The 1,405-nt window shown below is 62.5% G+C and carries 2 pseudogenes; one reads left to right on the top strand and one right to left on the bottom strand.

Annotation, left to right across the window (positions count from 1 at the left end):
* Nucleotides 1–1,178: pseudogene (gene istA, locus IVA87_RS26625) on the bottom strand (IS21 family transposase); the annotation flags it as partial.
* A gap of 94 nt (nucleotides 1,179–1,272) precedes the next feature.
* On the opposite strand from istA, the pseudogene IVA87_RS26630 reads away from it, so the two are divergent.
* Nucleotides 1,273–1,405: pseudogene (locus IVA87_RS26630) on the top strand (transposase); the annotation flags it as partial.

The following is a 1,405-nucleotide window of genomic DNA, read 5'->3' on the forward strand; positions in this document are numbered from 1 at the left end:
GCGCAAGGCGCCGGGTTTGCGGGCGAGCACCGGCACATAATGCCAGGGGTCGTAGATGGTATCGCCGCGGCCAAAGGATCGCGGGTGCTCGGCAACGATGCGTCCATCCTGACGGATCACGATGCGATCGGCATAGGCTTGAACTTCGACCGGCCGTCCGACTGCGCTGGCTGCGACCGAGTACTTGTTGTTGTCGAAGCGCACCAGGCAGGTCTTCGAGACCGATGCTGTCACCGCATGGAAGCCGTCGAAGCGGCCGGCATAGGGAACGAGCTTGGGGCGTTCGGCTTCGAACACCTCCCAGATCGTCTGATCGACCAGCTCCGGATGGCGATGAGCCTTGGCGTAGGCGATGCATTTGTCGAGCAGCCAGGCGTTTAACTCGTCGAGGTTTTTGAACCGCAGCCGCGGCGTGAAGAAGCGTTCCCTGACCAGCCCGACCTGGTTCTCGACCTGCCCCTTCTCCCAGCCCGACGCTGGCGTGCAGGCAACTGGATCGACCAGATAGTGGCTGCACATCTGCAGGAAGCGGCGATTGTAGAGGCGCCCTTTACCGACGAAGATCGTCTCTACGGCAGTCTTCATGTTGTCGTAGATGCCGCGGGTGCAGGTGCCTTTGAACAGGGCGAACGCCCGGTCGTGGGCGTCGAACACCATCTCCTGCGTCTCCCGCGGATAGGCCCGCACGAACAGCATGCGGCTGTGACAGAGCCGGACATGGGCGGCCTTCACCATCACCGTGGTGCCGCTCAGCAAGACCACCTCGTGGCTCCAATCGAACTGGTAGGCTTCGCCGGGCGCAAAGCTCAGCGGGACATAAGCGGCCGCGGTCGATTGCCGCGTTCTTTGCTCCACCGCCTGGCGAAACGCCGCACCGCATCGTAACCGCCGTCATAGCCGCGGCCGCGCAGCTCTTCGAAGGTCCGGATCAAGGTCAGCTGTTCACGAGCCGATTTAGCCGCGTTCGCCGCCAGCAATCCGTCGAGCTCTACTGCCCATCGTCCCAGCTTTGGCCGCGGCTGCACCTGCCGCTCGTACTCGAAGGAGGTCTCTCCCGACCTCAGCACCTTCCGAACCGTGTTCCGCGACACCTTCAGGTCACGGGCAATCTCCTTGATCGTCTTGCCCTTGATGAAGTGCTCGCGCCTAATCCGGGCAATCGTCTCCACGATCAGCATCCCCCACCACCTGCTTCGTTCCAAAGCAGGCAGCGCAACAGACCAATCTGTAGGGGGTCAATTTTGGACGCCGATCCCCCTGCTTAGGGGGTCAATATTGCAGGCCGAATGACATCATGCCGATGATACGACCGTGCCAGTGCTGGCCAAGGGCAAGACCGATACGGCACGATGCTGGATCTACGTCCGGGACGACCGGCCGTTTAGCGGTGCGGGTCCGCTGGCGG

This window comes from Bradyrhizobium sp. 147 (genome assembly GCF_023073935.1).
Classification (GTDB): Bacteria; Pseudomonadota; Alphaproteobacteria; order Rhizobiales; family Xanthobacteraceae; genus Bradyrhizobium.